Raw genomic sequence first — 22,031 nt, 5'->3', positions numbered from 1 at the left:
AAATAACGGGAAACAGTTGCGTCCAACGCTATCCGATCCCGAATGTTGCCTCAGCACCCCGCCCCGCGCTTCCCCCGTCGAGCGCCGGCCCGGGTGCCCGGACTGCGCCGCCCCGGGTGTCCGGACGAGTGAGAAAGGCCCCCCATGTTGAAGTACGTGCTGGACGTCGTCGAGCTGTTGGACGATCCCCAGGTCAATGGCAAGACGGTCGCCGAGTACCTCGACTCCGTGAGCGGGGCCGAGGGATCGTCCGCCCAGGTCACCACGGTCACCGGCGAGCGGGGCTCGACGGACTTCGTGATGGTCCGCATCCCCGGCTCCCGAGGACGCACGTCCGGGGGCAGTGCCCGCACGCTCGGCGTGGTGGGCCGGCTCGGCGGCATCGGCGCCCGGCCCGAGGTGACCGGCTTGGTCTCCGACGCCGACGGCGCGGTCTCCGCGATCGCCACCGCCGCCAAGCTGCTCGACATGCGCCGCCGCGGCGACGTGCTGCCCGGCGACGTGATCGTCGCCACCCACATCTGCCCGGACGCGCCGACCGAACCGCACGACCCGGTGCCGTTCATGGGCTCGCCCGTGGACATCGCCACCATGAACCGCCACGAGGTGACCGGCGAGATGGAGGCCGTGCTCTCCATCGACACCACCAAGGGCAACCGCATCATCAACCACAAGGGCCTCGCCCTGTCACCCACCGTCAAGGAGGGCTGGGTACTGCGGGTCAGCGAGCAGCTCGGCGAGCTGCTCGCCGTGGTGACCGGTGAGCCGTTGGTCACGTACCCCGTGACCACGCAGGACATCACCCCGTACGGTAACGGGGCACACCACATCAATTCGATCCTGCAGCCCGCCACCGCGACGGCCGCTCCGGTCGTCGGCCTGGCCATCACCTCGGCCGCCGCGGTACCGGGCTGCGGCACGGGCGCGAGCCACGAGACGGACATCGCGTCCGCCGCCCGCTACGCCGTGGAGGTCGCCAAGGCCTACGGCAGTGGCCACCTGGACTTCCACGACGCGGTGGAGTTCGACAACCTCGTCAACCGCTACGGGTCGCTGGCTCACCTCCAGACCCTCGGCCGTACACCCCAGGAGTCCTGATGGCAGCCGCCCCGCAGGCCGAGGCCGTGGCCCACGAGACCAAGAGCATCGGCAGCGACGACTACGCGCTCTCCCGCGTCCCCCGTGACAAGCGGTTCGGCTTCTGGTCCATGCTGCTCCAGTGGCTGGCCCAGTCCGGCTCGATCTCACAGTTCACCCTCGGCGCCACCATCGGTGTCGGCATGACCTTCGGCAATGCCTTCCTCGCCTTCACGCTCGGCGCGGTGATCCTGGAGATCGTGATCTTCGCGATCGGTCTGGCCGGTATGCGCGAGGGTCTGGCGACCCCGATGCTGACCCGCTGGGTCGGCTTCGGCCGCAACGGCTCGGCACTGGTCAGCTTCGTCATCGCAGTCAGTCTGGTCGGCTGGTTCGGTGTCCAGAACACGATCTTCGGCAACAGCGTCTCGGCGCTGGTCGGCGGCCCGTCCTGGATGTGGTGCGTCCTGGCGGGCATCGCCATCACCGCACTGGTGATCTTCGGCTTCAAGTACATGGCCGTCTTCGCCAAGATCGTCACTCCGCTCTTCTTCGCGATGGTCGCCTGGTCGATCGTCTCCACGCTGAAGGACCACTCGATCAGCGATCTGATCCACTCGCCGGCCCCCGGCCAGACGATTCCGCTCGCCGTCGCCGCCACCGCCATCGCGGGCGGCTTCATGACCGGCGCGATCGTGGCCCCGGAGATGACCCGGTACAACACGAAGGGCTCGCACGTCTTCCTGCAGAGCGCCTCGTCGATGATCCTCTCCGAGTACATCGTCGGCATGACCGGTGTGCTCCTGGGCCACCTGGTCAAGAGCAACGAGGTCTCGCACATCGTGCTCTCCACATCGGGTGCCTTCGGTGTGATCGTGGTCCTGATGTCCACCGCCAAGATCAACGACTGGAACCTGTACGGCTCCTCGCTCGGCGTCGTCAACTTCTTCCAGGTCGTCTTCGGCAAGCGGATCCACCGCGGCGCGGTCACGATCGTCCTCGGCATCGCCGGCACGGTCCTGTCCGCGGTCGGGATCATGACCCACTTCACCGAGTTCCTCTCCATCCTCGGCGTCGCGATCCCGCCGATCGGCGGCATCATCGTGGCCGAGTACTGGGTCGTGAAGCGGATGCGCAAGCCGCTGGACGAAACCCGGGAGTCCGAGACCCTGCCGAAGTCCTCGCCGACCTGGGTGCCGATGTCCATCGCCATCTGGATCGCGGCGTTCTGCGTCGGCAAGTTCTACGAGGGCGGCATCCCGGCCCTGAACTCGCTGGCCACCGCCTTCGCCCTGTACAGCGTCCTCGGCCTGCTGGGCTGGGTGAGGCCGTACGGCACCTCCGCCCTGGACGACGAGGACGCCGACGTCCCCGCCGCCCGCGCGACAACCACTGTGGGAGCAGCATGACCACCCCCGACCCCACCGCCTCGTTCGTCCCGGCCTCCGACGAGGCACAGGAAGAGGTCGTCGGACTCTGCGCCGAGCTGATCAGGTTCGACACCTCCAACCCCACCAGCGACGAGCGCGCGAGCGCCGACTGGGTGGTGAGCCGCCTCGCCGAGGTGGGCATCGACTCCGAACTGGTCGAGTCGGCGCCGGGACGCGCCAGCGTCGTCGCGCGCATCGCGGGAAGCGACTCCGGGCGCGGCGCCCTGCTGGTCCACGGCCATCTGGACGTGGTCCCCGCCGACGCCTCCGAGTGGCAGGTCCCGCCGTTCTCCGGCGAGATCCGCGACGGCTACCTCTGGGGCCGCGGCGCGATCGACATGAAGGACACGGTGGCCGTCATGCTGGCGACGGCCCGCCACTTCGCCCGTACCGGCACCAAGCCGTCCCGCGACCTGGTCCTCGCCTTCCTCGCCGACGAGGAGGCGGGCGGCAAGTTCGGCGCCCACTGGCTGGTCGAGCACCGCCCCGAGCTCTTCTCCGGGGTCACCGAGGCGATCGGCGAGGGCGGCGGCTTCTCCTTCGCCATCGACGACACCCGTCGCCTCTACCCGATCGAGAACGCCCAGCGCGGCATGGCCTGGATGGAGCTCACCGCCACCGGCCGGGCCGGCCACGGCTCGTCCCCCAACGACGAGAACGCGGTCACCGATCTCGCGGAGTCCCTGGCCCGCATCGGCCGCGAGACCTTCCCGATCCGCCTGATCGAACCGGTCCGCGCCCTGCTCGAAGAGGCCGCCCGCCTCTACGGCGTCGAGTTCGACGAGAACGACATCGAGGGCAGCCTGGAGCGGCTGGGCCCGGTCTCCGACTTCATGCAGGTGGTGCTCCGCAACTCCGCGAACCCCACCATGTTCCGTGCGGGCTACCAGACCAACGTCATCCCCGGAAAGGCGACCGCCCGGGTGGACGGCCGCTTCCTGCCCGGCCACGAGCAGGAGCTGATCGACACGATCGACAGGCTCCTCCTCCCGTCGGTCAGCCGCGAGTGGGTCAACCACGACATCGCGATGGAGACGACGTTCGACGGCCCGCTGGTCGACGCCATGTGCGCGGCCGTACGCGCCGAGGACCCGGACGGCCACCCGGTCCCCTACTGCAACCCCGGCGGCACCGACGCCAAGGCGTTCACCCACCTCGGCATCCGCTGCTTCGGCTTCAAGGGCCTCAAGCTCCCGCACGACCTGGACTACGGCCGCCTCTTCCACGGCGTGGACGAGCGCGTCCCGCTGGAGGGCCTGCGCTTCGGCGTCCGCGTCATGACCAGACTCTGGCAGAGCTGCTGACCTCTCACAGCCCCGCCGAGGCGCCCCGACCCGGGCTCACCCCTCGTACGCCCCCGCCGATTCCTTCGGCGGGGGCGTACGGCATTGCGTCGCACCACCGGTGCGGCGGGTGCACGGTCCCGGGAGCGGCCCGGGGGACGGTCCTCGTCGGGTCACCGCCGACGAGACGAAACCCATCGAAGGATGGGATCCCATGACCACAGCGACGATCGGTTCGCGGCCCGTGCGGCCGAACCGGCGCGCTGGGTACGATCAGGGCCTGTTCGACACCGACATCGTGATTCTTCGCAGGCGGGCAGAGCACACCCGCGTACCGTGCCGGGCGAGGGCGACGAGAGAGCGAGAGAAAGAAGGTCGGGGATGGCCGCGTCGGAGGAGTTCGCACCCGAGTCCGAGCGGGTGACGCGGCAGTTGCGCGACGAGATCCTCGACGGAGTGCGTCAGCCCGGCAGCCGACTGGTCGAGCGGGAGCTGGCCGAGGCGCTGGGCGTGAGCCGGCTCCCCGTGCGGGAGGCCCTGAAGGCTCTCGTGGCCGAGGGCCTGGTGACGCCGCGTCCGCGGAGCTGGGCGGTCGTACGGGAGTTCACCAACAGCGATGTCGCGGACCTCGACGAGGTGCGGTCGGCGCTGGAGACCCTGGCGTTCCGGCTGGCCGCGCAACGGCACACGCGCGAGGGGCTGAAGCGGCTGCGGGCCGACGTGGACGCGGAACTCGAAGCCGCCCTCGCCGGTGATGCGGTGCGTGCGCGGCGGGCGGCGGGCGACTTCCATCAGACGGTCACCTCGCTGGCCGCCAACGAGCTGCTGACCGACTTCGAACGCGTCCTGCGCAGCAGACTGCGCTGGCTCCTCTCCCAGCACGACGACCTGCTCGGAGTCGCCCGGGAGCACGAGGCGCTCTACGAAGCCCTCGCCGCACGGGACGTGCCCAGGGTCGAGGCCCTGGTCCTCGAACACCTGGCGAGCAGTCGCACGGCGGCCACGGGCCACCGCAGGCAGCAGCGGACCTGAGCGGGCTCCGCCCCTCCCCCGGCCCCGGCATCCCCGTCACGACGGGGTTGCCGGGGCCGCCTCGTGTGGGCCGCCCGCGACAACAAAAATGGGATACCATTTGGGCTCGGCCGCCCCGGCTGTCACCGCTGTGACGGCTGTCGCTGATGTGCCGAACGCTGAGAACGTCCCGGACGCGCCGGTCCGCGTACCGGAGCAGGAACCGAACCGGTTGCCGCCGGGCCCGGTGCGTTCTCCACGGTCCCGCCGTCCGCGTCGGTGACCTCCTGCGCCGGCGAGCCCGTCCGCCCGCAGCCCTGCCGAGAGGAGCCGTGATCCAGGTGTCGCCCGTGACGACCGATTCCACCGGCAACGACCGGGGTCTGCGCGCCGCACTGGCGTCGCTCCGGGGGAACCGGCCCTTCCAACGGCTGTGGTTCTCCAATGTGTTCTTCTTCAGCGGGGTGTGGACGCAGACCCTGGTGCTCGGCTGGCTCGCCTTCGACATGACGCACTCGGAGTTCCTGGTCGCGGTGTTCACCGCCGCCCGCCTGGCGCCGATGCTCCTCGGCCCGGTGGCCGGTGCCTTCGCCGACCGGCACAACCGCGTCCGGCTGCTCGTCGTCGCCTGTGCGTGGGCCATGGGCGCGGTCTCCGTCGTGGCGGCCCTGGCCACGGCCGGCCTGTTGCCGTACTGGGTCCTCGTCGTCGGCGGGCTCGCCATCGGCCTCGCCCAGTCGCCCTCCCAGCCGGCCCGCGCCTCGCTGGTCCTCGAACTCGTGGGCCGCGAGAACCTCTCCAACGCGAACGCGCTCAACGCCATGGCACTGAACATGACGCAGGTGATCGGTCCGGGGCTGGGAGGCGCGTTGATCGCGGCGGTCGGCGCACCTGCCGCACTGTGGGTGTCCACGGCCTGGTACGGGGCCTCGCTGGCGCTGCTCCTGCCGCTGCGCGGGTACGGGAAGGCTGTCCACGACCAGGCCCAGTCGGTCCTGGCGATGGTGGTCGGCGGGTTCCGGATCATCGGGCGCAACCGGCTCGCGGTGGCGGTGCTCCTGGTCACCCTGGCGGCGAACACGCTGCTGTGGCCGGTGTACCAGTCCTTCATGCCGGTCTTCGCCGAGGAGTCCCTCGGGCTCGACGCGGCGGGGCTGGGTGCTCTGCTGACCTGCTGCGGCATCGGAGGGCTCGTCGGTTCGCTCGTCATCGCCGGCCTGGGCGACTTCCGGCACAAGGGTGCCGTGTTCGTCGTCGGCACCGCGGTCTGGGCCTCCCTGTGGGTGCTGTTCGCACTGTCCGGCAGTGTGCCGCTGTCGTTCGTGCTCATGTGCGTCATCGGCCTCAGCAGCGCCGCGTTCGGGGTGTTGCAGACCACCCTGTTGCTGTTGACCACCGATCCCGCCGTCCACGGCCGGGCACTGGGACTCCAGGAACTCGCCATCGGCATCATGCCGATGGCCACCCTCGTCCTCGGTGCGATCGCGGAACGGGCCGGGCTGGACAGGACGGTCTTCGGTGCCGGACTCCTCCTCGTCGTCGCACTGGTGGTCCTGACGCTGCGGGTGCCGGACCTGTTGAGGTTCAGCGGCAAAGACGTGCGGGAGGGCTGAGACGACGTGCGGGGCCGCCCGGGCCGCGCACGCAGCGGTCCGGGCCGGCGTACGGCACGGGCCGGACCTGTCGAAGGGAGACGTGCGACGGCACCCGGGACCGTCCGGAACGTGCCGGGGACACCGCGGACGACCCTGCCCGCACGCCCCGCCCGCGCCCCCGCCCGGGGCGTACGGCACGATGAAGCGCCGCCCCCCACTTGCCCCACCGCACCCACCAGGAGGAACCCGTGCCCGCCGAGTCCGTCGCCGAGCCGTCGCCCGAGATTCTCGCCGCCTTCCAGGCCGCCAAGGGCTTCATGCCGGTGGTCGAGGGACTCGCGCTGTACCGGGCCGCCGCCGAGGCCGCCGCGCTGGGGCTGCCGGTCCTCGAGGTCGGAACGTACTGCGGACGCTCCACCATCCTGCTCGCCGACGTCGCCCGTGCGGCCGGTGTGACGGCCCTCACCGTCGATCACCACCGCGGCAGCGAGGAGCAGCAGCCGGGCTGGGAGTACCACGACCCGACCGTGGTGGATCCGGAGGTCGGCCGGATGGACACGCTTCCCACGTTCCGCCGGACCCTGCACGCGGCGGGGCTGGAGGACCACGTCGTGGCGATGGTCGGACGGTCCCCGCAGGTCGCGGCCGTGTGGGGCGGGAAGCTCGGCTTCGTCTTCATCGACGGCGGGCACACCGACGAGCACGCGGGCGGTGACTACGAGGGCTGGGCGCCGCATGTCGCCGAGGGCGGGCTGCTGGTGATCCACGACGTGTTCCCGGACCCGGCGCACGGCGGCCAGGCGCCGTACCGGATCTATCTGCGGGCGCTGGCCTCCGGCGCATTCACCGAGGTCTCGGCAACGGATTCGCTGCGTGTGCTGCGCCGCACGGGACCGGGCATCTGAGGCGCGCCCCGATAGCATCGCGTGGTGCCGTACGACGAGAGCGTTCCCCCCACCCCGCGCCGCCGGCCCCTGCTCGCCGCCGCCGTGCTCGCCACCGTGTGCCTGACCGCTGCCGGCTGCGGCGCGGGCGACGACAGCGGCGGAGTGCGGGCCGAGCCCCGACAGGGCGGCAGCGGCACCTCCGCGGCGCCGCCTGCCTCGCCGTCGAAGACCGCTCCGGCTCCGGGGAGGACGTCCGCCTCCCCCGCCCCTTCCGCGAAGCCCTCCGGGTCCGCGGGCGGCCGGGCCTCCGGGCCGCTGTCGGGCAGAACCGTCGTCATCGACCCCGGGCACAACCCGAACAACCGTCTGCACACCCGCGAGATCAACCGCCAGGTCGACATCGGCACCGCGCACAAGGAGTGCGACACCACCGGCACCTCGACCAACTCCGGCTATCCGGAAGCCGAGTTCACCCTGGATGTGTCGCACCGACTGCGCACGCTCCTGGAAGCGCAGGGCGCGCACGTCGTGCTGACGTACGACAACGACCGTCCGTACGGCCCGTGTGTCGACGAGCGGGCCCGGATCGGCAACGAGGCCAAGGCGGATGCGGTGGTCTCGGTGCACGCGGACGGTTCCGCGGCCGGAAACCGCGGCTTCCATGTGATCCTCCCCGGACCGGTGCGGGGAGGGAAGGCGGACACCACGAAGATCGTCGAGCCGTCCCGCGAACTCGGTACCCGGATCGCCGGTCTCTTCGTCCGCGATACCGGAAGTGCGCCTTCCAATTACATCGGCGGCAATACCGGGTTGGACATCCGCAAGGATCTGGGCGGACTTAATTTGTCGACCGTGCCCAAAGTGTTCATCGAATGCGGCAATATGCGTGATCCGAAGGACGCCGCTCTGCTCACCAGCGCGAACTGGCGCCAGAAGGCCGCGCAGGGCATCGCCGACGGCATCAGCAGCTACCTCAAGGGGTAACAAGAGGTTGTTCTGAGGCGAAATTGGGGGGAAGTGCGTCCAGGGTCCGGGCAGGGGCACAACTCTGCCGGGCAGACGATAGATTCATCCGTACGATTGGGGAGCCACCCCCGAGCCTTGCGCCCTCGCCGTACCCCGGCGGGCCGCAGCGACGACCACCCCGACGAGACGACCGACTAAGGACCTTTACGTGAATATGCGCTCCCTCACTCGAGGCGACGGCGTGGTGATCGGAGCAGCGGTGGTGCTGTTCATCGCCTCTTTCCTCCACCTCTACGGCTACGAGTGCCCCTCCGGCCTCAACTGCTCCGGCTACTCGGCCCCGAACGCCTGGGACGCGCTCGCGGCCCTCATGAGCATCTACCTGGGCGGCATCATCGCCGCGGCACTGGTCGTGGTGGGCCGCACCATGCCGGCCCGCAAGGTCCTCGGTTTCGAGCTCGGCCAACTCGGCGCCGCCTTCAGCGTCTTCACGCTGTGGACCGCGTTCTGGTCGACCATCGACGCCAGCAACGCGGGCGCCGGCCTGATCCTCGGCCTGCTGGGCACGGCCGTGCTCGCGGTCGGCGCGGTCGGGACTCCGCTGATTCCCGCACTCAAGGCTCCGCTGATGGGCGCCCCGCGCCCGCAGGCCGTGCAGTCGCCGTACGGCGGCCAGCCGCAGCCCGGCCAGGGTTACGGCTACCCCGGCGCCCAGCAGCAGCCGTACGGTGCGCAGCCGGGCCAGCAGCAGCCGTACGGCGCGCAGCCGCAGGCCGGTCAGCCCCAGCCCGGCCGACCGGAGCCGCAGCAGGCTCCGGCGGCCGGTGCGCCGTCCGGTGACTTCACACCGTTCTGGTTCGCGGTGCCGGTGGCCCGCCCGCTGTACGGGGAGGACGGTTCGCCGTCGCCGATCGCCGAGCTGGCTCCGGGCACCTGGTACCTCGCGGTGGAGCAGCGCGGTGCGAGCCTCATCGCCCAGACGCAGGACGGCCGTCGTGGCGTGCTCCAGGACACCACGGGCATCCAGCGCGGCTGAGCACGCCCGCCCGCAGCACGAACAGCGGCCCCCCGCCCCTTCCGGGCGAGGGGCCGCTGTCGTACCCTCCGTCCGTGCGTCAATGATCTGACGTAGCGTCAGAACCCTTGGGAGGCGGCGGAATGCGGCTCGGACTCGCGCTCGGCTACTGGGGCCGCGGCCCCGACCCGGCCCATCTGGAGCTCGTCCGTCAGGCCGAGGAGCTGGGGTACGGGTCGGTGTGGACGGCGGAGGCCTGGGGCTCCGACGCGTTCACTCCGCTGACGTGGATCGCCGCACACACCTCCCGCATCCGGCTGGGCACCGGCATCGCGCAGATGGCGGCGCGCACCCCGACCGCGACCGCGATGCACGCGCTCACCCTCGATCATCTCTCCGGCGGCCGGATGATGCTCGGCCTCGGCCTGTCCGGGCCGCAGGTGGTGGAGGGCTGGTACGGGCGGCCGTTCCCGCGGAGTCCGCTGACCGCCACCCGCGAGTACGTCGACGTCATCCGCCAGGTGCTCGGCCGCGAGGCCCCCGTCGAACTGGACGGACGCTTCCACCCCCACCCGTACAACGGCCCCGACGCCACCGGCCTGGGCAAGCCGCTGAAGTCGATCACCCATCCGTTGCGACCCCGGCTCCCGGTGCTGCTCGGAGCGGAGGGGCCGAAGAACATCGCGCAGACGACGAGGATCGCCGACGGCTGGCTGCCGCTGTACTGGTCACCGCTGCGCACCGATGTGTACGAGGCGTCGCTCACGGACCTGCCCGACGGGTTCATGATCGCGCCGATGGCCCGCGCGCGGGTCTGCGACGACGTCGCCGAGGGGCTGCTGCCGGTGAAGGCGATGCTCGGCTTCTACATCGGGGGGATGGGGCACGCGGCCCGGAACTTCCACGCCGATCTGATGGCACGCATGGGTTTCGAGGAGGAGGCACGGCGGATCCAGCGGCTCTTCCTCGAAGGGCGCAAGGAGGAGGCGGTGCTGGCCGTGCCGGACGCGTTCGCCGATGAGATCTCGCTCGTCGGACCCCGGCAACGGATAGCGGAGCGGCTGGAGTTGTGGCGCAAGGGGCCGGTGACCGATCTGCTGGTGACGGCGCCGGACCCGCACACGCTGCGCGTGCTCGCGGAACTCAACTGAGGGCTGTCCCGCGGTGCCCGGCGGATCGGCGCGCGGCGTCGGGTGCGGTGTACCGCACGCTGCAGGGGCATCCGCATACTGCGGCGTACTCGCTCATCCGGCCCGATCCGCGTGAAGGACCCCGGGCCCCGGCCGGGCCGGGTCCGTCGGCCAGGTCCCGGTGCAGACCGGGGCGGGACGCACCCGCCGACGTGATGCGGTGCGCTCCCAGGGCTGGGGGTCGGGGTACGTGAGGAGTTCCAGCGTGCTGCCCCAGGGAGTGCGCAGATACGCGAAGCGGTTGCGCGCCCCCGCCTCGGGGCCCGGCAGCGGCTGCGCCTCGGCGAGCAGCGAGGCGCCCGCGGCCACACAGTCCCTCACGGCCGCGTCCAGGTCGTCGGCGTAGAGCGCCACGTGCTGCCAGCCGAAGTCGCAGGGCAGCACCGGGGGTTCCCGGCGGGGGCCCTGGAACTCGAAGAGCTCGATGGCCGGACCGTCGCCGGGGAGGGCCAGCATCCGGATCGCCAGTTGCCGGGTGCCCGCCGGGACGCCGAGCCGCCGCTCGACATCCGGACCGCCGAGCGGTTCGTCGTGGCGGCGCAGGGTGTCGTAGAGCACCTCGGCGCCGAACGCCCTGGTGAGGAAGAGGGTCGCGGTCTCCAGATCGGGGACCGTGACCCCGATGTGGTCGATGCCGCGCACGCTTGTGGCCGTCATGGGTTCACCGTTCCTGTCCCGGGCCGCGCCGATGCGTCCCGTCCGCCCCGGAGCGGGCCCGCTCCGGGGTCGTGCCCGCGCGCGACCAGGCCGGCAGTTCGTCGGCCGGCCAGGTGGAGACGACGGTGCTCCGCCGGGACGCGGCACTCCTCGGCGCGGGCGCAGCCGTGGATCTGCCGGTCCAGCTGACCGGGCGCGTGTGCGTCGGTGTCTATGGCGGACAGGGTGCCCGCCGCGACGGCTCGGCGCAGCAGCCGACGGGGCGGGCCGAGCCGTTCGGGCCGGCTGTTGATCTCCACCGCCGTGCCCGCCTCCGCACATGCGGCGAAGACCTCGTCCGCGTCGAACCGCGACTCGGGGCGCCCCCGGCCGGTGATCAGCCGTCCGGTGCAGTGCCCGAGGACGTTCGCCCGCGGATGGTGGACGGCCGCGAGCAGGCGCCTGGTCATCGGTGCCGGGTCCGTCCGAAGTGCGCAGTGCGCGGAGACCACGACGACGTCCGGTCGCGCCGGCGGTCCGTCCTCCTGGTCGAGGGAGCCGTCGGGGAGGATGTCGCACTCGATGCCGGTGAGCAGCCGGAACGGTGCCCCTCGCTCGTTGAGCCCGGCGCTCGCCTCCAGCTGCCGCAGCAGCCGCTCCGGGGAGAGCCCGTTCGCCCCGGCCGGCCGGGGCGAGTGGTCGGTGAGGACCGCCCACTCGTGGCCCGGCTCTGCCGCCGTGCGGCCCATCTCCTGGATCGGGCTGCCGCCGTCCGACCGGTCGGAGTGCAGATGGCAGTCGCCCCGCAGGAGTGCGAGGAGGCTCGCGCCGCCCTCGCCGAGCGGGACGTCACGTGCCTCCTTCTCCAGCCGTTCCAGGTAGCCGGGCACTTCCCCGGCCGCCGCCTCCCTGATCACCTGTGCGGTCTTCGGCCCGATGTGCTCGACCGACTTCAGCGAGCCGTCCGCGACCCGCTGCCCGATCTCGCCGTCCGCCATCCGTCCCACCGCGTCGGCGGCCCTGCGGAACGCCTGTACGCGACAGGTGTCGGCCCTGCCGCGTTCCAGCAGGAAGGCGATCCGTCTCAGGGCGCGGACGGGCTCCATCGGCACCTCCACGGGGGCCGCCGGACACACGGGCTGTCGCTTCCAGCTTGGCCCAGCACCGCCCCGCCCGCACAGCGGACGGGGCGGTGCTCCACTGCGGCCTGCGGCGGCTCAGCCGAACGCGGAGTGCTCCAGCCAGAAGTCCAGCAGCCCCGCGTCCCCCAGCACCTCGACCCGGTCGCTGTCCGCCGGAAGACGCCGGTTGAAGACCAGCATGACGTCGGTGAGCGGGCCCCGCAGCGCCACGGTCGCCTTCTCGTGGGCCCGCCGCCAGGTGAAGCCGTCCTCGCCGAGCTCGATCAGCCACTCGGCCCCGGGCACGTCCGTGGCGTGCAGATGGATCGAGCGCCCGGCGCCGACGAGCTCGGCCGCCTTCTCGTGGCCCGCGGCCCGCACGAAGGCGACGATCTCCAGCCACTCCTCGATCGTGTCGGCGGCCAGCTCGGGTGCCACCTCGTAGCCGGTGCTCACGGTGAGCGCGGCGTCGGCCTGGTGGACGATCGTCTCGTGCACCATGCGACGCGCCCAGAAGCCCGTGCTCCGCTCCCATGCCCAGGACCACACCTTCTCGTCCGGTCCCGCGGCCCGCAGCGCCTCGGCGGTCCGTGCGGCGCCCTCCTCCAGCCAGGCGTCGAGCGCGTCCGGGTCGTCGCTCCCGGGGGCGTTCTGCGGCACCTGCTCGAAGGGGACCGCCTCGGTGGCGCGGGTGCGCATGATCTCGCCGACCCAGCGGTGGGCCCTGCCGACGTGGAGAGCGAGTTCGCGCAGGGTCCAGTCGGGGCAGGTCGGGACGGTGGCACCGAGATCCGCGCCGCGGATCGTGGCCCTCAACGCGTCGGTGCGGGCGACGATTTCGTCGCAGTATCGGTCATGCGTGAGTTGGCTCATGCCACGCACCCTAGTTCGATCAAGAGCTGAACCCCATCGATTACCCGCCGAGTTGCGAGGCGCTGGGTACCTTGTCCTTCGCCTCGGCACCCGCGCCGCCGCCGGCCGACCTGATGCCGTTGATCGCGCTCTCGAAGGCGCCGATGTCGCCCGCGCCGGCCTCGCCCCTGCGGAGCTTGTCGCCGAGTCCCTTGAGTGATTCGATGCCCGCCGTCAGCGGCGCGACCGCCTTGGACAGCAGCGGATCGCCCTTGGCGTCGGTCACCGCCGCCTTCAGCCGGTTGCAGGTGAAGCCGCCCGCCGGCCCGGCCTTGACCAGGGCGAACGTCCGCCCGTCCGCGCCCTTCTCGAACGTGTCCGCCCGGTACGGTTTCACGATCCACTGGTACGTCGCACCGGCGGCGAGCCCGGCGTCGGCGACGAACCGCGTCTTGGCGAATTTCTGCGCCTCGGTCGACGACGTACCGCTCGGGGAGGCGGAGCTGCTCGCACCGCTCTTGTCACCCCCGCCGCACCCGGTGGCGCCCACGACCGGGGCGCAGCACAGCAGCGGCGCGACGACGAGACGGCGGAGCGGCACGGGACCGGTCACGGCGGAACCGGGCACTGCGGGCCTCCCTGGCCGGGCGCATCAGGGCGATCTCCACGTTGAGTGGCGATCTCGGCCACTCCGGGTGAGATTCGCCCGGCCCGGGACGACGTGCCGGTCGGGAAACGCCGTCCGGGTCCACGCCGCCGGGACACGCGACGGAGCATGAGGACCGGCCGGTGCAGCGATCCGTCAGGCGACGCTGTGCGTCCGACCAGGGTGCCCGTCGAGGAGCAACGTGCGCACCGCCTCGGCCTCCGGGGCGTGCAACCGCTCGTAGACGTCGAGCGCCTCGTTCCACGAGGCGAGGGCGCGGCCGGTCTGGCCCAGTGCCGAAAGTGCGTGGCCGAGTACGGTCAACACATGGGCCCGACGCCACTCCCCACCGATTCCGCCCAACGCGATCAGCGCCGTCTCGGCGTTGGCCGCTGCCTGTGCCGGGCGCTGCGCGGCGAGGTCGACCTCGGCCAGACGGAACAGGGTCATGCCTTCCCACAGCTTCTGACGGCCCTCTCGGAAGATGTCCAGTGCCTCGTGGAGGCAGTCGCTCGCGGAGTCCAGTTCGCCGCTCCGGGTGAGGGCCAGAGCAAGCGCGTAGCGGCCGTTGGCGCCGCGCACGGAACTGCCCATCGCGTCGTAGATCTCGATGCCCTGCCGTGCCAGCGCGATGGCGCTCGCGGTCCGACCGGTCGCGAGGTACGTGCGCGAAAGGTTGCACAGGACGGCGGCTTCTCCGGGACGGTCACCGAGCGCACGGAAGCACTCGATGGCCCGGGAGAGATGCGTCTCCCCGTCCTCGTGCCGGTTCTGGTAAAGCGCGATGACGCCTCTGCTGTTGAGCGCGTCGCTCATGGTCCAGGAGTCGCCGGTGGAACCGCCGAGCCGAACCGCCTCGCGCGCTTCGTGGTCCGCCTCCCGGAAGCGACCCGCGAGGAAGTGCAGGTGGGCGAGCGCGGCTCGCGTCCGGCCCTCGGTCCGCTCGTCGCCGGTTGCCGCGGCGGCACCCAGCAGGGCCGTGACCACCGACTCGTAGCGCATGAATTCACTGCCGGACTCGGCGAGGTCCCGCACCACGAGCAGCAGATCGGCCGCCTTGCGCAACTCGCCCGTGTCGACGGCTTGATGGGCCGCGGACAGCAGTGCCCTTGCTTCACCGAACAGCCAGTCCAACGCCTCGGAGCGGTTGGTGAAGCACAGCCCGTCGCCCGCGGTCGGCTCCAGGTGCTCGATCAGGCGGTCACCGGGCCGCTCCAGCGCGTACACGCCCGCCGCGGTGGCCAGGTAGAAGTCGAGCAACCGGGACGGGGCCGCCGCCCGCTCACCCGGCAGCTCCTCGTCCCTCTCCGCACAAGCACGTGCGTAGAGGCGGAGCAGGTCGTGATACCGGTACCGGCCCGGTGCCGCCGACTCCACCAGCGACGTGTCGACGAGGGTCTCCAGGAGTTCCTCGGTGTCCTCCACGGGAAGGTCGAGCATGGACGCGGCAGCCGACAGAGAGATGTCCGGCCCGTCGGTCAGACCCAGCAGACGGAACGCGCGTGCCTGCGCGCCTTCCAGCTGCCCGTAAACCAGCTCGAAGGCGGCCTCCACCGCCAGGTCCCCGGACTGCAGCTCGTCCAGTCGCCGCCGCTCGTCCGCCAGCTTCGCGGCCAGTACCGAAACGGTCCAGGTCCGCCGCACCGCGAGCCGCGTCGCCGCGATCCGGATCGCCAACGGCAGGAAGCCGCACGCGGCAACGACGTCGAGTGCCGCCGCACGCTCGCCGTCGACGCGTTCACGGCCGACGATCCTGGTGAACAGGTGCAGGGCCTCCTCCGGACTCAGCACGTCCACGTCCACCAGACGGGCGCCCGCCAGGTCGCCCAGGTGTCCCCGGGACGTGATCAGCGCGGCGCATCCCTCCGTACCCGGTAGCAGCGGTCTCACCTGGGCGGCTTCGCGCGCATTGTCCAGGAGCACCAGCACCCGCCGCCCGTCCAGGACCGAGCGGTACAAGGCCGCCCGGTCCTCCAGGGAGTCGGGGATCGCCGCGTCCGGCGTACCCAGAGCGCGCAGGAAGGACCCCAGAACCGTCTCGGGCTCCGCCCCCGTCGCCCGCTGGCCCTGAAGGTCGACGTACAGCTGACCGTCGGGGAATTCCCGGCGTGCCCGGTGAGCGACGTGTACCGCCAGCGTCGTCTTGCCGACGCCCGCGATTCCCGACAGTGCCGACACCGCCATGACCTGGCCGTTGGCCGATGCCAGCACCTCCCCCAGCTCCTCCATGTACGGCACACGACCCGTGAAGTCGGGCACGGTCGCGGGGAGTTGGGCGGGTCGGACAGGGACCACAAGCGACTCGGGCTCCGGAGCGGATGGTTCTGCCAAGGCCGGGTCCGCCTGCAGGATCCGGCGCTGCAGCTCCGTCAGGACGGGGCGGGGGTCCACGCCCAATTCGTCCGCCAGCAGCCGCCTGGTGTCGGCGTACACCGCCAGCGCCTCCGCCTGGCGGCCGCTGCGGTACAGCGCCAGCATCAGCAGCTCCCGCAGCCGCTCTCGCAGGGGATGCACCGCGGTCAGCGATGTGAGTTCCGAGACCGCTTCCGCGTGGTGGCCCTGCTCGAGCTCCATGTCCAGGCGGAATTCGATCAGCTGGAGGCGCCACTCCTCCAGACGGCTGCGTTGAGCTTCCGCGTACGGGCCCGGCACCCCCGACAGCGGCTCGCCGTCCCACAGGGCCAGTGCCCTGCGGAGCAGATCGCGCGCCCGGCTCAGCTCCCCACCGTGTCTGGCCCGCTCCGCCCGCTCCGCGAGATCCCGCACCGTTGCCAGGTCCAGGGCTCCGTCGGGCAGGCCCCGGATCGCGTAACCGCCCGACTCGCTCACCAGGACGCCCGGGTCGAGGGCCTTGCGCAGACGGGAGGCATAGGTCCGGACGGCAGCCAGACCCTGCGACGGGGGCTCGTCGCCCCACAGCGCGTCGATCAGTTCTGCCGCGGTCGCCGTGCGGCCCTCGCGCAGCAGCAGGGCGGCCAACAGGCCACGCTGCTGCGGTGATCCGGTCGACAGCTGTTCGGTTCCGCGCCAGGCGCGCACCGGGCCGAGCACGCTGAAACGCAGTGCCGCCGGCCCGTCGGGCGACGTGACGGGGCGGTGCTCCAGCGCCCGTGACACGTCATCCATTGCTGCCCCCCTTTCGGCAGCGTATCAACTCGTTTAGCAGACGTATATGGATCGTTTATCGGCACCTGCGACCATCGAGGCATCGCACTCTGTGACTTGCCCAGTCCGGGGCTGCGCCGAGGCGGGGCTCCCGGGAGTGGCATCCCGGGCCCCGACCGCCCGGCCTGACAGCCGATCAATTCGCGCTGCGCTTTTCATCAACTCTAGCTCAGTCAAGTGACTTTGAGCTACCGTCATCCCGTTGCCGCGAGCCGCTGGTGGACCGGCCCCTGCCAAGGGCCTTACACGGTCCGCCTGTTGGTGCGCGCAGCAGATCCGGACTGGGCACCGTCATAGGGAGAACGAGCATTGTCATGCAACCAATCAGTCCACCTGCACTTTGGGCCGGAGTCGTGGTCACTCTGGCCTATTTCGTATTGGTCGGTTACCTCATCAGGTCACTGAGGTCCAACAAGCGGCTGCCCTCGGTGATCGCAGCCGTGACGGGGCTCGTGGGCGCGCTTCCCGTGGTGCTCTACGCCCTGTATGCCGCGCTCAGCACCGCGGCATAGGCATCCGCGCGGGGTACGTACCCGGCTCGGGGGAAGCGGCGGTACAAGCGCCGCTTCCCCCGGTCACGCGGCTGGTTCCCGCACCAAGCCCCGTCCGGCCCTGATCCGCCGGACAGGCCCTAACCGCAGCAGTCCGGTTCCAGCCCGCGCGGCAGCCGTTCGCCGCCGAAGACCGCGGTGGTCGCCTCGTCGCCGCCGAGCGCGGCCACCGCGAGCAGCAGCGAGCCGGCGGTCCAGGTGGTGAGCTCCTCCGGCCAGAAGGCCCGGTTGCCCTCGAAGACGTACCCCGTCCAGTACATGCCGTCGTCGGCGCGCAGGTGCCGGACGGACTGGAGGATCTCCAGCGCCCGGTCGGACTCGCCCATCACCCAGAGCGCCAGGGCGAGTTCGCAGCTCTCCCCGCCGGTCACCCACGGGTTGGGCAGCACACAGCGCACCCCGAGGCCGGGCACCACGAAGCGCTCCCAGCCCTCCTCGATCCGCTCCTTGGCGGCCGTCCCGGTGAGCGCGCCGCCGAGGACCGGGTAGTACCAGTCCATCGAGTAGCGGCTCTTGTCCAGGAAGCGTTCCGGGTGGCTGCGGATCGCGTGGGCCAGCGCACCGGTCGCCAACTCCCAGTCCGGCTGCGGCTCCTCGCGCCGTTCGGCGATGGCGAGTGCGCAGCGCAGCGCCTGGTGGATGGAGGAACAGCCGGTCAGCAGCGCGTCGTCGACAGGGGTTCCGTCGGCTTCGCGCTTCCAGCCGATCTGGCCGCCGGGCTGCTGGAGCCGCAGCACGAACTCGACGGCGGCGTAGACGGTCGGCCACATCCGGTCGACGAACGCGTCGTCCCCGGTGGCGAGGTAGTGGTGCCAGACGCCGACGGCCACGTACGCGCAGAAGTTGGTCTCCAGGCCCCGGTCGGTCGGCCGTTCCGGGTCGCCGTCGTGGTAAGCGGCGTACCAGGAGCCGTCCTCGTTCTGGTGCCGGGCCAGCCAGTCGTACGCGCGTTCCGCGGCGGCGTGCTCGCCCGCCGCGTCGAGGGCCATGGCGGCCTCGGTGTGGTCCCACGGGTCGAGGTGGTGACCGCGGAACCAGGGCAGCGCACCGTCCTCGCACTGCGCGGCGAGGAGGGCGGCGACGGTCTCGGCGGCCTGCTCGGCGGTGAGGACTCCGGGCAGTACGAGGTGTTCTGTCTGCTCGGGAACGGTCACGCCTCGGCCTTGGGGAGATCCTCGGCGGCAGCCACGGGCAGGTGCGGCTTGGTCGCGTACGCCACGAAGCTCTTGCCGACGACCGGGTTGAGCAGTTGCTCGGCGACCCGGGTGACGGCCGGCTTCTTCATGATGTCCCAGACCAGCAGCTTGTGGTACGCGCGGACCGGCAGCGCCTTGTCGTTGTCCACGCCGAACGCGCACTTGAGCCACCAGTACGGCGAGTGCAGGGCGTGGGCGTGGTGGGTGCCGTACGGCTTGAGGCCGGCGCCGCGGATCTTGCCGAGCAGTTCGTCGGCCTTGTAGATGCGGATGTGGCCGCCCTCGACCTCGTGGTAGGCGTCGGAGAGCGTCCAGCAGACCTTCTCGGGGCCGTAGCGCGGCACGGTGATCGCGATCCGGCCACCGGGCCTGAGCACCCGGACCATCTCGGCGAGCACGCCCTTGTCGTCGGGGATGTGCTCCATCACCTCGGAGATGATCACGACGTCGAAGGACGCGTCGGGGAACGGCAGGTTGAGCGCGTCGCCCTCCATCGCGGTGGCGGTGGCGCCCTCGGGTGCCTCCCCGGCCTCCTTCATCGCGGCGAACCACTTCGCGACCTCGCGGATCTCCTCACCGTTCCGGTCGAGGGCCACGACCTGGGCGCCGCGCCGGTAGCACTCGAAGGCGTGGCGTCCGGCGCCGCAGCCCAGGTCGAGCACTCGGTCGCCTGCGGCGAGCGGGAAGCGGGTGAAGTCCACGGTCAGCACGAATGCCTGCTTTCGCGGTCGAGGGGGTCAGGGGGCGGGGACAGCGTGGGCGGACTGCGGGGTCACCGTCGCCCGCCGGGGCGCGTGGTGCCCGCGCGGGCGGCGATCGCCTCGCGGTACAGGGCGGCGGTGCCGATGGCGGCCTGCTTCCAGGTGAACCGGGACAGCACCCGGGCACGGCCCGCGACGCCGAGCCGGGCACGCAGTTCCGGATCGCCGAGCAGCCGGGCGAGCGCGTCGGCCAGCGCCCCGGCGTCGGCGGGCGGGACGGCCAGGCAGGTCTCGCCGTCCGGGCCCGCGACCTCGGGGATCGCGCCGCCGGTGGTGGCGACCAGCGGCGTGCCGGTGGCCATGGCCTCGGCGGCCGGCAGCGAGAACCCCTCGTAGAGCGAGGGGACGCAGGCGATCTGCGCGCTGCGCACCAGGTCGACGAGTTCGGCGTCGCTGATGCCCTTGACGAATTCGACGGCGTCCTGGAGTCCGTGTCGCTCGATGGCCTGCGCCACCGGTCCGTCCTCGGCCCGTTTGCCGACGACCACGAGGTGCGCCCGCGGGTTCTCGGTGCGGAGCTTGGCGAGCGCCTCGACGAGGTGGACGAGGCCCTTCAGCGGGACGTCGGCGCTGGAGGTGGTGACGATCCGGCCGGGGACCTCGGCGACGGACGGATCGGGCGACCACAGTTCGGTGTCCGCGCCGATGTGCACCACATGGATACGGCCCTCGCGCACCCCGAGGTGGTCGACGATCTCCTGCTTGGAGGAGCCGGAGACGGTGAGCACCGACGGCAGCCGGCGCGCGACCCGCTTCTGCATGCGGGTGAAGGCGTACCAGCGGCGTACGGAGGCGCGTCGACGGCGGGTCGCGGCGGCGTCCAGGTCCAACTGCCGGTCGACCGTGATGGGGTGGTGGATCGTGGTGACGAGCGGGGCACCGAGGTCCGCCAGCAGCCCGTACCCGAGCGTCTGGTTGTCGTGGATGACGTCGAACTCGCCTCGTCGGGCCGCGAGATGGCGTCGGGCGCGGAGGCTGAAGGTGAGCGGCTCCGGGAAGCCACCGGTCCACATGGTGGCGACCTCGGCGGCGTCGATCCAGTCCCGGTACTCGCCGCGTTTCGGGGTGCGGAAGGGATCGGGCTGGCGGTAGAGGTCCAGGCTCGGCAGCTCGGTGAGCGGGACGCCCTCGTCGAGCACCGGATAGGGCTGGGCGCCGATCACTTCGACGCTGTGGCCGAGGCGGGCGAGCTCACGGCCGAGGTGGCGCACATAGACGCCCTGGCCGCCGCAGAAAGGATTTCCCTTGTAGGTGAGGAGTGCGATGCGCAGCGGGCGTTCGCCGGGGCTGCCCGACACGTCGCTGCCCGTGCGGGGGCCCGACTCTATGGCCTCAGCGGTCACACTCGGCCCCCTTCTCACTGCGTGTTCGCCGGAGCGTAACCGCTCACGCTAATCTAGAACAAGTTTCAGACTGGATCGTTCAATGAGCTACGAATCTACCGGCAGGTAGCGTCGGTGCAACGGCCGGACCGGGTGATTCGCGCCACGGCCCGGCACCCTGGCATGCTGTGCGCCGCCGGGAGACCGAGCACCTCCCTCCGGTTGCGGACAGAAGCCATGGATGGGGACACATGACAGCGGAAGCCAGGCCGGCATCGCCGCCGCTGACGGAACGCCAGGAGGCCCGTCGCCGCCGCATCCTGCACGCCAGCGCCCAGCTCGCCAGCAGGGGCGGGTTCGAGGCGGTGCAGATGCGCGAGGTCGCGGAGGCCGCCGAGGTCGCCCTGGGCACGCTGTACCGCTACTTCCCCTCGAAGATCCATCTGCTGGTCGCCACCATGCAGGACCAGCTCCAGCACATGCACACGACGCTGCACAAGCGCCCCCCGGCCGGGGACGACGCGGCGCAGCGGGTCGCCGACACCCTGATGCGGGCGTTCCGCGCACTGCAGCGCGAACCGCATCTGGCGGACGCGATGGTACGGGCGCTGACCTTCGCGGACCGCAGCGTCAGCCCGGAGGTGGACACCGTCTCGCGGATCACGACGACGATCATCCTGGACGCGATGGGTCTGGAGCATCCGACACCGGAGCAGTTGTCCGCGGTGCGGGTCATCGAGCACACCTGGCACTCCGCACTGATCACCTGGCTGTCGGGGCGGGCGTCGATCGCCCAGGTGAAGATAGACATCGAGACGGTGTGCCGACTGATCGACGTGACGGCGCCCCGGAAGGCGTCCGGGCGCTCCGGCACGCCCTGACAGGTTCATCACAAATCCCTCACCGTTCCACCCGAGAGCGCCACAAACCTCTCCCTAACATGGTCCTGACCAGCACCGATGGAGAGGAAGACATGACTGACCAGTCAGGCGGCGCAGGCGTCACGGCGGGGGCACAGGCCCCGGGAGGGCCGGGATACGGCGTCCAGCCCCCGACCGGCTACGGCTACCCCGGCGGTGCCTCACTGCCCAGCGGCAAGGCGACGGCCTCGATGGTGCTCGGCATCCTCGGGCTGGTGCTGATCCCGATCATCCTGCCGATCATCGCGCTGTGCCTCGGCGTCTCGGCCCGGCGCATGGCCGACCGGGGCGAGGGCGGCGGCCGCGGCATGGCGACCGCCGGAATGGTGATGGGCATCATCGGCATCGCGTTCGCCGCGGTCGGCTTCACCGTCGCCACGCTCCAGGCGATCGGCGCCGCGTGACGG

At 71.4% G+C, this 22,031-nt stretch carries 19 protein-coding genes and 1 pseudogene; 12 read left to right on the top strand and 8 right to left on the bottom strand.

The annotated features are described in order from the left end of the window. Positions 1–144: 144 nt before the first annotated feature. From ACIRP2_RS03770 to ACIRP2_RS03730, 9 genes are all read left to right on the top strand, one after another. Positions 145–1,098 carry a DUF1177 domain-containing protein gene (locus tag ACIRP2_RS03770; protein ID WP_404246187.1) on the top strand — a complete coding sequence of 318 codons (954 nt, stop codon included), beginning with the start codon at positions 145–147 and terminating at the stop codon, positions 1,096–1,098. Continuing rightward, positions 1,098–2,486, top strand: coding sequence for a cytosine permease (locus ACIRP2_RS03765; RefSeq protein WP_404246185.1), 1,389 nt, complete (start codon positions 1,098–1,100; stop codon positions 2,484–2,486). The genes ACIRP2_RS03770 and ACIRP2_RS03765 overlap by 1 nt, the downstream gene beginning before the upstream one ends. Then, positions 2,483–3,811, top strand: a complete 1,329-nt coding sequence (locus ACIRP2_RS03760) for a M20/M25/M40 family metallo-hydrolase (RefSeq protein ID WP_404246183.1) — start codon at positions 2,483–2,485, stop codon at positions 3,809–3,811. Before ACIRP2_RS03765 ends, ACIRP2_RS03760 begins: the two co-directional genes overlap by 4 nt. A 360-nt stretch (positions 3,812–4,171) precedes the next feature. Beyond that, on the top strand, positions 4,172–4,822 hold the full coding sequence (locus ACIRP2_RS03755; RefSeq protein WP_404246182.1) for a GntR family transcriptional regulator: 651 nt from the start codon (positions 4,172–4,174) through the stop codon (positions 4,820–4,822). A 329-nt stretch (positions 4,823–5,151) separates the two neighbouring features. Further along, on the top strand, positions 5,152–6,414 hold the full coding sequence (locus ACIRP2_RS03750) for an MFS transporter (RefSeq protein WP_404246180.1): 1,263 nt from the start codon (positions 5,152–5,154) through the stop codon (positions 6,412–6,414). A gap of 230 nt (positions 6,415–6,644) precedes the next feature. Then, positions 6,645–7,301: a class I SAM-dependent methyltransferase gene (locus ACIRP2_RS03745; protein ID WP_404246178.1), complete on the top strand. Its 657-nt coding sequence runs from the start codon at positions 6,645–6,647 to the stop codon at positions 7,299–7,301. A gap of 24 nt (positions 7,302–7,325) precedes the next feature. Then, positions 7,326–8,267 (top strand): N-acetylmuramoyl-L-alanine amidase, encoded by a 942-nt coding sequence (locus ACIRP2_RS03740; protein WP_404246176.1) that lies wholly within the window; start codon positions 7,326–7,328, stop codon positions 8,265–8,267. Positions 8,268–8,457: 190 nt separating this feature from the next. Next, complete coding sequence (locus ACIRP2_RS03735; RefSeq protein ID WP_404246174.1) at positions 8,458–9,285, top strand: hypothetical protein; 828 nt, start codon at positions 8,458–8,460, stop codon at positions 9,283–9,285. Positions 9,286–9,407: 122 nt separating this feature from the next. Continuing rightward, positions 9,408–10,415, top strand: a complete 1,008-nt coding sequence (locus ACIRP2_RS03730) for an LLM class F420-dependent oxidoreductase (protein WP_404246172.1) — start codon at positions 9,408–9,410, stop codon at positions 10,413–10,415. A gap of 93 nt (positions 10,416–10,508) precedes the next feature. Here the strand turns inward: ACIRP2_RS03730 and ACIRP2_RS03725 are convergent, their stop codons facing one another. From ACIRP2_RS03725 to ACIRP2_RS03705, 5 genes and pseudogenes are all read right to left on the bottom strand, one after another. After that, a complete protein-coding gene (locus ACIRP2_RS03725) occupies positions 10,509–11,111 on the bottom strand; it encodes a VOC family protein (RefSeq protein WP_404246170.1) in 603 nt (200 codons plus the stop codon). 4 nt (positions 11,112–11,115) lie between these two features. Continuing rightward, a pseudogene (locus ACIRP2_RS03720) lies at positions 11,116–12,196 on the bottom strand (PHP domain-containing protein). A 111-nt stretch (positions 12,197–12,307) separates the two neighbouring features. Continuing rightward, the gene (locus ACIRP2_RS03715; RefSeq protein WP_404246167.1) at positions 12,308–13,084 is read right to left on the bottom strand and encodes a maleylpyruvate isomerase family mycothiol-dependent enzyme; all 777 of its coding nucleotides are present in this window, start codon (positions 13,082–13,084) and stop codon (positions 12,308–12,310) included. 40 nt (positions 13,085–13,124) lie between these two features. Then, the gene (locus tag ACIRP2_RS03710; protein ID WP_404247151.1) at positions 13,125–13,676 is read right to left on the bottom strand and encodes a hypothetical protein; all 552 of its coding nucleotides are present in this window, start codon (positions 13,674–13,676) and stop codon (positions 13,125–13,127) included. Between the two features lie 189 nt (positions 13,677–13,865). Continuing rightward, positions 13,866–16,835 carry a BTAD domain-containing putative transcriptional regulator gene (locus tag ACIRP2_RS03705; RefSeq protein ID WP_404246165.1) on the bottom strand — a complete coding sequence of 990 codons (2,970 nt, stop codon included), beginning with the start codon at positions 16,833–16,835 and terminating at the stop codon, positions 13,866–13,868. Between the two features lie 353 nt (positions 16,836–17,188). On the opposite strand from ACIRP2_RS03705, the gene ACIRP2_RS03700 reads away from it, so the two are divergent. Further along, on the top strand, positions 17,189–17,386 hold the full coding sequence (locus ACIRP2_RS03700) for a hypothetical protein (protein ID WP_404246163.1): 198 nt from the start codon (positions 17,189–17,191) through the stop codon (positions 17,384–17,386). Positions 17,387–17,505: 119 nt separating this feature from the next. Here ACIRP2_RS03700 and ACIRP2_RS03695 read toward each other — a convergent pair whose 3' ends face one another. The 3 genes from ACIRP2_RS03695 to ACIRP2_RS03685 all read right to left on the bottom strand — a co-directional run bounded on the left by ACIRP2_RS03695 (position 17,506) and on the right by ACIRP2_RS03685 (position 20,725). Then, positions 17,506–18,579 (bottom strand): prenyltransferase, encoded by a 1,074-nt coding sequence (locus ACIRP2_RS03695; protein ID WP_404246161.1) that lies wholly within the window; start codon positions 18,577–18,579, stop codon positions 17,506–17,508. Further along, positions 18,576–19,331 carry a class I SAM-dependent methyltransferase gene (locus ACIRP2_RS03690; RefSeq protein ID WP_404246159.1) on the bottom strand — a complete coding sequence of 252 codons (756 nt, stop codon included), beginning with the start codon at positions 19,329–19,331 and terminating at the stop codon, positions 18,576–18,578. The genes ACIRP2_RS03695 and ACIRP2_RS03690 overlap by 4 nt, the downstream gene beginning before the upstream one ends. 62 nt (positions 19,332–19,393) lie before the next feature. Beyond that, on the bottom strand, positions 19,394–20,725 hold the full coding sequence (locus ACIRP2_RS03685) for a glycosyltransferase family 4 protein (RefSeq protein WP_404246157.1): 1,332 nt from the start codon (positions 20,723–20,725) through the stop codon (positions 19,394–19,396). Between the two features lie 230 nt (positions 20,726–20,955). Here ACIRP2_RS03685 and ACIRP2_RS03680 point away from each other — a divergent pair, with 230 nt between their 5' ends. Together ACIRP2_RS03680 and ACIRP2_RS03675 are read left to right on the top strand one after the other, a co-directional pair. After that, on the top strand, positions 20,956–21,585 hold the full coding sequence (locus ACIRP2_RS03680; protein WP_404246155.1) for a TetR family transcriptional regulator: 630 nt from the start codon (positions 20,956–20,958) through the stop codon (positions 21,583–21,585). Between the two features lie 92 nt (positions 21,586–21,677). Then, positions 21,678–22,028: a DUF4190 domain-containing protein gene (locus ACIRP2_RS03675; protein ID WP_404246153.1), complete on the top strand. Its 351-nt coding sequence runs from the start codon at positions 21,678–21,680 to the stop codon at positions 22,026–22,028. The last annotated feature ends 3 nt before the right edge of the window (positions 22,029–22,031 follow it).

This window comes from Streptomyces sp. NPDC101194, assembly GCF_044767885.1.
Lineage (GTDB): Bacteria > Actinomycetota > Actinomycetes > Streptomycetales > Streptomycetaceae > Streptomyces.
The sequence above is the reverse complement of the archived record's forward strand: the minus strand, read 5'-3'. Positions and strand labels throughout refer to the sequence as shown.